Here is an 8,735-nt window from a genome sequence, read left to right as displayed (position 1 = left end):
GCGAGGCCGCCAACCGCCGACGCCGCGAGGCCCGCCGTCGGGCCGCCCGGCGCGCACAGCGGAAGCGGATCCTGCGGCGCGTCGCCGTGTCCGCCGCGGTGGTGGCCGCGGGGGCGGTGCTGCTCGTGCTCATCCCGCTGGGGCTGGCGAGGGATCCGGCGCCGGTCTGCCTCGACCGGCCGTCGACCTTCCCCCAGGCGGGCGTCGCCGGGTGGAGCGGCGAACAGCTCGAGAACGCCGCGACCATCATCGCACCGCCGACGAGCTCGGGTTCGCGCGGGACGGCCAGATCCTCGGCGTCATGACCGCGATGGGGGAGAGCAGCCTGCGCAACATCGACTACGGGGACTGGGAGACGCGCGGCTGGACCAATCCGGATGGATCGCGCACGACGAGCATCGGGCTCTTCCAGCAGCAGGAGTGGTGGGGGAGCGCGGAGCAGCGGATGGATCCCGCCACCGCGGCCCGCCTGTTCTTCGAGCGCCTGGCGCGGGTCCCCGACTGGCGGTCGATGGCGCCCTCGCACGCCATCCACCGGGTGCAGGTGAACACGGACAGGGACTACTACACGCGGTACCAGGAGGATGCCACGGCCGTCGTCGACGTGCTGTCCGGCCCGTGCGAGTGACGCGCGCGTTTGTCACGGCAGCGGCGGGGTGCGGTGTCGGGGTGCCCGCCTAAGCTGGAGCCGTGTCGCGGAGCATCTACATCACCTCGGCCGAAGGCCACACCGGGAAGTCGACGATCGCCCTCGGGGTGCTCGATGCGCTGATGCGCGTGTCGCCGCGCGTGGGCGTGTTCCGCCCGATCGCCCGCGCGGTCGCCGAGCGCGACGAGATCCTCGAGCTGCTGCTCGCCCACGACGGCGTCCAGCTCGACTACGAGGACTGCATCGGCGTCACCTACGACGACGTGCGCGCCGACCCCGAGGGCGCGCTGTCGACCATCGTCGCGCGCTTCAAGGCCGTCGAGGCGCAGTGCGACGCCGTCGTCATCGTCGGCAGCGACTACACCGACGTCGCGAGCCCCGCCGAGCTCGGCTTCAACGCCCGGATCGCGGCGAACCTCGGAGCCCCCGTCCTGCTCGTGCTGAGCGGACGCGACCAGCAGCGGCAGGCCGAGCAGCTCGGCACGACCACGGCACGGGAGTCCGCCGCCGTCGGCCAGATCGCCGCCCTGGCGCTGCCGGAACTCGCCGAGGAGCGCGCGGAGCTGTTCGCGGTGGCCGTGAACAGGGCCGACCCCGACGGGCTCGACGCCATCGTCGACGCGGTGCGGGCCGTCCTCCCCGCCGGCACCCCGGTCTGGGCGCTGCCCGAGGACCGCGCGCTCGTCGCGCCGTCCATCCGTGGCATCGTGTCGGCCGTCGACGGCACGCTGCTCAAGGGCGACGAGGATCGTCTGACCGCGGTCGCGCTGTCGATCGTCGTGGCCGGCATGTCGATGGTGAACGTCCTGCCGCGCCTCACCGACGAGGCCGTGGTCGTGATCCCCGCAGACCGCACCGAGGTGCTGCTCGCCGCCCTCCTCGCCGACTCCTCCGGCACGTTCCCGCGGATCGCCGGGATCATCCTCAACGGGCCGTTCCCGCTGCCGGACCCGATCCTCCAGCTGCTCGACGGCTTCGCCTCCTCGGTGCCGATCATCACCACCGACCTCGGCACCTACGACACGGCGGTGCGGGTGATGGGCACCCGCGGCCGCATCTCCGCCGACTCGCGCGGTCGCTACGACCGGGCGCTCGGACTCTTCCAGGCGCACGTCGACGTGGCCGAGCTCACCGAGCAGCTCGGGCTCGCGGAGGCGCACGTCGTCACGCCGCTCATGTTCCAGTACGGCCTGATGGAACGCGCGCGGTCCGACCGCCGCCACATCGTCCTCCCCGAGGGCGACGACGACCGCATCCTCCGGGCGGCGGCGGCGCTGCTGTCCCGCGAGGTGGCGGAGCTGACGATCCTCGGCGACGACGGGGCGATCCGCGCGCGGGCGGCGGAACTCGGCCTCGACATCGCCGGCGCGCACGTGGTGAGTCCCACCGACCCAGAGCTCGTGGAGCGCTTCGCCGCCGAGTACGCCCGGCTGCGCGCCCACAAGGGGATCACGTTCGCGCAGGCCGCGGACACCGTCACCGACGTCTCCTACTTCGGGACGATGATGGTGCACCTCGGGCTCGCCGACGGCATGGTCTCCGGTGCCGCGCACACCACGGCGCACACGATCCGGCCGTCCTTCGAGATCATCAAGACGAAGCCGGGGGTGAACGTCGTCTCCAGCGTGTTCCTCATGGCCCTCGCCGACCGCGTGCTCGTGTACGGCGACTGCGCGGTCATCCCCGATCCCACGGCCGAGCAGCTCGCCGACATCGCGATCTCGTCCGCCACCACCGCCCGGCAGTTCGGCATCGACCCCCGCGTGGCGATGCTGTCGTACTCCACCGGCGAGTCCGGGTCAGGGGCCGACGTCGACAAGGTCAGGGCGGCGACGGCGCTCGTGCGCGAGCGCGCTCCCGAACTCCTCGTGGAGGGGCCCATCCAGTACGACGCCGCCGCCGACGCGGCGGTCGCCAAGGCGAAGCTGCCGGACTCGGCGGTGGCGGGGCGGGCGACCGTGTTCGTCTTCCCCGACCTCAACACCGGCAACAACACCTACAAGGCGGTGCAGCGCTCCGCCGGCGCCGTGGCCATCGGTCCGGTGCTGCAGGGGCTGAACAGACCGATCAACGACCTGTCCCGCGGCGCGCTCGTCGACGACATCGTGAACACGGTGGCCATCACGGCGATCCAGGCCCAGGGCGACGAGCGAGCGGGGGAGGAGGCATGAGCGCGATCCTCGTCATCAACAGCGGGTCGTCCTCGCTGAAGTACAGCCTCATCGACACGGCGCACGAGGACGAGCTCGCCAGCGGGCTCATCGAGCGCATCGGGCAGGACTCCAGCCCCGTCGCCCACACCGTGCGCCCGGAGCCGGGTGACGGACCGTCGGCGACGATGCTCGACGCCACCTACCGCGACGAACAGTCCATCCCCGACCACGCCGCCGCCTTCGAGGTCATGCGCGCGCAGTTCGCCGCGCACGGCCCCTCCCTCGAGGCGCATCCCCCGGTCGCGGTCGGGCATCGGGTCGTGCACGGTGGTGCGCGCTTCTACGCGCCGACCCTGATCGACGCGGACGTCGAGCAGCAGATCGACGAGCTCGCCGTGCTCGCGCCGCTGCACAATCCGGCGAACCTCGCCGGCATCCGGGCGGCCCGCGCCGTGTTCGACAGCGTCCCGCACGTGGCGGTGTTCGACACCGCGTTCCACCAGACGCTGCCGCCGGCGGCCTACACCTACGCGATCGATGCGGCGCTCGCCGCCGAGCATCGGGTCCGTCGGTACGGATTCCACGGCACGAGCCACCAGTACGTCAGCGAGACCGCCGCGCGTTTCCTCGGGCGCGACCTCGGGACCCTCCGGCAGCTCGTGTTCCACCTCGGCAACGGCGCGTCGGTCACCGCGATCGACGGGGGTCGCTCGGTCGAGACCTCGATGGGCCTCACGCCGCTCGAGGGCCTCGTCATGGGCACGCGGTCGGGCGACATCGACCCGGCCGCTCTCGTGCACCTGTCCCGCCGCGCCGGCTACACCATCGACGACCTCGACGCGCTGCTGAACACCCGCAGCGGGCTGGCGGGACTCGCCGGACGCAGCGACATGCGCGACATCCTCGCGGGCGTCGCCGCGGGGGAGGAGGCCGCGACGCTGGCCTTCGACGTGTACGTCCACCGTCTGAGGGCCTACGCCGGCGCGTACATCGCGCAGCTCGGCGGGGTCGACGTCGTGTCCTTCACCGCGGGCGTCGGGGAGAATGCGGCGCCCGTGCGGGCGGCGGCGATGGCGACGCTCGGCTTCGCGGGGATCGAGATCGACCCGGCCCGCAACGAGGCGAAGGAGCGCGGCGTCCGCGTCATCTCGACGGACGCCTCGCCCGTGACGGTCCTCGTCGTCCCCACCGACGAGGAGCTCCAGATCGCCAGGCAGACCGCCGAACTGCTCTGATCCGGGTCCGGGGTTACCCCGCGCGCGCCGCCGCCATTACGCTTGCACAGTGGCACGGAGAGGTGCCGACCCGACCCTCGTCCTTCTCCTGGAGGCTCTGTGCCAGACGCGCTGCCCGACCTGTTCCACGCCGACGGTGTGCTGTTCGACCTCGACGGCGTCCTCACGCCGACCGCCGAGGTGCATATGCGCGCCTGGAAGGCGGTCTTCGATGACGTCTTCGCCCGCTGGGACATCACGCCGCCGTACACCGACGAGGACTACTTCGCCTACGTCGACGGCAAGAAGCGCTACGACGGCGTCGCGAGCCTGCTGCGCAGCCGCAACGTCGAGGTGCCCTGGGGCTCGGTGGACGACGACCCGTCCGCCGAGACCATCTGCGGGATCGGCAACCGCAAGAACGCCGCGTTCGCGGCGTCGCTCCGCAGCCAGGGCATCGCTCCGTTCCCCGGCTCCCTCGCCGTGGTCGAGGCGCTGCACGCCGCGGGGATCCCGCTCGGTGTCGTCTCCAGCTCCAAGAACGCCGAGGAGGTACTGGCGGCCGCCGGCATCCGGTCCTTCTTCCGCGTCGTGATCGACGGCGTCGTCGCCGAGCGTGAGCACCTCGCCTCCAAGCCCGCGGCCGACATGTTCGCCGCCGGCGCCACGGCCCTCGGCGTCGACCCGGCCCGCAGCATCGCCGTCGAGGACGCCACCTCCGGCGCCGCTTCGGCCGCCGCCGCCGGATACGCCGTCGTCATCGGCGTCGACCGCGGCGCCGGCGCCGACGCACTCCGCGCCGCCGGCGCGACCCACGTCGTCGACGACCTCGGCGTCCTGCTTCCCGCCGCCCGCACCGACACCCCGGAGACCGCATGATCGACCGCGACCGCTTCCCCGTCGACCCGTGGCGTCTCATCGAGACGCGCTACTCGGAGGAGGGCGTCGGCGAGACGCTGTTCTCGGTCGGCAACGGCTACCTCGGGCTCCGGGGCAACCACATCGAGGGGCGCGGCGCGCAGGAGCACGGCACCTTCATCAACGGCCTGCACGAGACGTGGCCGATCCGGCACGCCGAGCAGGCCTACGGCTTCGCCGAGGTCGGCCAGACGATCGTCAACGCCCCCGACGCCAAGGTGATGCGCCTCTACGTCGACGACGAGCCGATCTCCCTCGACGACGCGGACGTGCGCGAGTACGCCCGCACGCTCGACATGCGCACGGGTGTGCTGGAACGGCGCGTCGTCTGGGAGACCCCGTCCGGCAAGCGGGTACGCATGCGGGATCAGCGTCTCGTGAGCTTCGAGGAGCGCCACCTCGCCGTGCTGCGGCTCGAGGTCGTGGTCGAGAACGCCAACGCCCCGGTCACGATCAGCTGCCAGCTGCTCAACCGTCAGGACGGGGCGGGCGTCTACGCCGGCTCCCCGATGACGACCAAGGGCGCCGCCTTCGACCCGCGCAAGGCCGAGCGCATCGCGGACCGCGTGCTGGAGCCGGCCGAGCACTGGCAGGACGGCCTGCGCTCCGCGCTGTCGTACCGAGTCGCCGCGTCCGGGATGACCGTCGCCGTCGTCGCCGATCACATCATCGAGACGGAGAACGACTACAACGTCCGCACGCTCATCGAGCCGGACATCGCCAAGAACGTCTTCCGCGTCCAGGCGAAGGCCGGCGTCCCCATCACGATCACCAAGCTCGTCAGCTACCACTCGTCCCGCGGCGTGCCCCCGCGGGAGCTCGTCGACCGCTGCCGTCGCTCTCTCGACCGGGCAGCGGACGAGGGCGTGGAGACGGTCTTCCGTCGTCAGCGCGAGTGGCTCGACGCGTTCTGGGAGCGCAGCGACGTGCAGATCGGCGGGCGCGACGACCTGCAGCAGGCCACCCGGTGGTGCCTGTTCCAGCTCGCGCAGGCCTCGGCCAGGGCGGACGGCGCCGGCGTCCCCGCGAAGGGACTCACCGGCTCCGGCTACAGCGGCCACTACTTCTGGGACACCGAGATCTACGTGCTCCCGTTCCTCACCTACACGACGCCGCGCTGGGCGTACAACGCTCTCCGGGCCCGGGTGAAGATGCTCCCCGCGGCGCGCCGCCGGGCCGCTCAGCTCAACGAGGCCGGAGCGCTCTTCCCGTGGCGCACGATCAACGGCGAGGAGGCCTCGGCGTACTACGCCGCCGGCACCGCGCAGTACCACATCAACGCCGACATCAGCTTCGCGCTCGGCAAGTACGTGCGGGCGACCGGGGACGAGGCCTTCCTGCGGCGCGAGGGCGCCGACGTCGCGATCGAGACCGCGCGGCTCTGGGCCACCCTCGGCTTCTGGCGCGGATCGCGGCTCGTGGAGCAGTCCGGCGCCGGCGACGGCCTCCAGACGTTCCACATCCACGGCGTCACCGGCCCGGACGAGTACACGACCGTCGTGAACGACAACCTGTACACGAACGTCATGGCACGGTACAACCTCCGGTACGCGGCCAAGGTCGTGCGGGAGATCCGCGACAGTTACCCCGAGGACTACGCGGCCCTCGTCGAGCGCACGGGCCTCGGCTCCGGTGAGGCGGAGTCCTGGGAGCGTGCCGCGGAGGCGATGTACATCCCTTACAGCGAGAGCCTCGGCATCCACCCGCAGGATTCGCTGTTCCTGGAGCGGGAGGTCTGGGACCTCGCGAACACCCCGGCCGACCAGCGCCCGCTGTTGCTGCACTTCCACCCGCTCGTGATCTACCGCTTCCAGGTGCTCAAGCAGGCTGACGTCGTGCTGGCGCTGTTCCTCCAGGGCAACCACTTCTCGCCCGAGGAGAAGAAGGCCGACTTCGACTACTACGACCCGCTGACGACGGGCGACTCGACCCTCTCGGCGGTCGTGCAGTCGATCCTCGCGGCAGAGGTGGGCTATCAGGACCTCGCGCAGAAGTACTTCGAGCAGTCGCTGTTCGTCGATCTGCACGACCTGCACCACAACGCGGCGGACGGGGTGCACGTGGCCTCGGCCGGTGGCGTGTGGACGGCCCTCGTCTGCGGCTTCGGCGGTATGCGCGACTACGGCGGTGACCTCAGCTTCGACCCGCGGCTCCCCGAATCCTGGCCGTCGCTGTCGTTCCCGCTGCAGTGGCAGGGGACCGCGATGCAGGTGACCGTCACGAGGCACGAGCTGCGCGTCGAGGTGCGCAGCGGACCTCCGGTGCCGTTCAGCGTGCGGGACAACGCGTACATCGCGACACTGGAGGACGAGGTCATCGTCCCGCTCGCGAACCAGGGACCCGTGATCCCCGGACGCCCGACCCTGCAGGAGTTCGCCGACGCCCGCCGCGACGACGGCACGCGGCTTTCGGCCTCGGTCCCCGTGATCACGAGCGCGATCCCCGTCATCGAGAACCTCGACTGACCGCCGACCCACCCCTCTGCGTGCGTCCCACCCCGTTGCGGACGCGCGCAGAGGGGTGGCTCGCGTGAAAGGGGCCGGGTCGACCGGGAGGGGAGCAACGTCGGTGGCACGCCGTAGGCTGGAGGGGTGACCACAGCCCTCTACCGCCGCTACCGACCCGAGACGTTCGGCGAGATGATCGGGCAGTCGCAGGTGACCGATCCGCTCATGACTGCGCTGCGTGGCGACCGCGTCGGCCACGCCTACCTGTTCTCCGGCCCGCGCGGTTGCGGCAAGACCACCTCGGCGCGCATCCTCGCCCGGTGCCTGAACTGCGCGGAGGGCCCGACCGACACCCCCTGCGGGACCTGCCCGAGCTGTGTCGAGCTGTCCAGGGCGGGCGGCGGATCGCTCGACGTCGTCGAGATCGACGCGGCGAGTCACAACGGCGTCGACGACGCGCGCGACCTGCGCGAGCGGGCGACCTTCGCCCCGAGCCGCGACCGCTTCAAGATCTTCATCCTCGATGAGGCGCACATGGTCACCCCGCAGGGCTTCAACGCGCTGCTGAAGCTGGTCGAGGAGCCCCCGCCGCACGTCAAGTTCATCTTCGCGACGACGGAGCCCGAGAAGGTGCTCGGCACGATCCGCTCGCGCACCCATCACTACCCGTTCCGGCTGGTCCCGCCCGCCGCGATGCTCGACTACGTCGAGAAGCTCTGCGCGGAGGAGGGGGTCATCGTCGAGCAGGGCGTCCTCCCGCTCGTCGTCCGCGCCGGGGGTGGCTCGCCCCGCGACACCCTGTCGCTGCTGGACCAGCTCATCGCGGGGTCGGACGCCCCTGCCGGCTCGGAGACTGTCACTGTCGGCTACGCGCGCGCGGTCGCGCTGCTCGGGTACACCCACGGGGCCCTCCTCGACGAGATCGTCGATGCGCTGGCGGCGGGCGACGCCGCGACCGCCTTCCCGGCCATCGACCGCGTCGTGCAGACCGGACAAGACCCGCGTCGCTTCGTCGACGACCTCCTGGAGCGCCTGCGCGACCTCATCGTGATCGCCGCCGTGGGCTCCGGTGCCTCCGCCGTGCTCCGCGGGATCGCCGAAGACGAGCTCGACCGCATGCGCCGCCAGGCCGAGTCGTTCGGCGCCGCGCGGCTCTCCCGTACGGCAGACGTGGTCAGCGCGGCTCTCGACGACATGTCCGGAGCCACGTCGCCCCGCCTCCACCTCGAGCTCATGGTGGCCCGCGTCCTCGCCGCATCCGGGGGGTCGACCTCGTCCGGAGCGGCCGCGTCGGGCGCGCTGCACCCGCCGGCCACGACGCCCCCGCCGGTGATCCCGCCCGCGGCCGCGGCGC

Annotated in this window: 6 protein-coding genes and 1 pseudogene; all 7 read left to right on the top strand. The window is 71.9% G+C overall.

The features are described 5' to 3' along the window. A pseudogene (locus AC2W7E_RS16175) lies at positions 1-305 on the top strand (hypothetical protein); the annotation flags it as partial. Then, positions 302-628, top strand: coding sequence for a hypothetical protein (locus AC2W7E_RS16170; protein ID WP_485989524.1), 327 nt, complete (start codon positions 302-304; stop codon positions 626-628). The pseudogene AC2W7E_RS16175 and the gene AC2W7E_RS16170, both read left to right, overlap by 4 nt. Positions 629-690: 62 nt before the next feature. After that, positions 691-2,820 (top strand): phosphate acetyltransferase, encoded by a 2,130-nt coding sequence (gene pta / locus AC2W7E_RS16165; RefSeq protein ID WP_025104250.1) that lies wholly within the window; start codon positions 691-693, stop codon positions 2,818-2,820. Further along, positions 2,817-4,037 carry an acetate/propionate family kinase gene (locus AC2W7E_RS16160; protein WP_485989523.1) on the top strand — a complete coding sequence of 407 codons (1,221 nt, stop codon included), beginning with the start codon at positions 2,817-2,819 and terminating at the stop codon, positions 4,035-4,037. Before pta ends, AC2W7E_RS16160 begins: the two co-directional genes overlap by 4 nt. A 99-nt stretch (positions 4,038-4,136) precedes the next feature. Next, positions 4,137-4,895, top strand: coding sequence for a beta-phosphoglucomutase family hydrolase (locus AC2W7E_RS16155; protein WP_025104252.1), 759 nt, complete (start codon positions 4,137-4,139; stop codon positions 4,893-4,895). After that, positions 4,892-7,399, top strand: coding sequence for a glycoside hydrolase family 65 protein (locus AC2W7E_RS16150; protein ID WP_025104253.1), 2,508 nt, complete (start codon positions 4,892-4,894; stop codon positions 7,397-7,399). Before AC2W7E_RS16155 ends, AC2W7E_RS16150 begins: the two co-directional genes overlap by 4 nt. Positions 7,400-7,525: 126 nt before the next feature. Beyond that, on the top strand, positions 7,526-8,735 hold a 1,210-nt coding region (locus AC2W7E_RS16145), incomplete at its 3' end, for a DNA polymerase III subunit gamma and tau (RefSeq protein ID WP_485989522.1).

This window comes from Microbacterium sp. CFSPD4_SD4, from assembly GCF_057364585.1.
Note: the sequence above shows the minus strand (reverse complement) of the source record. Positions and strands in the feature narration are given on the sequence as shown.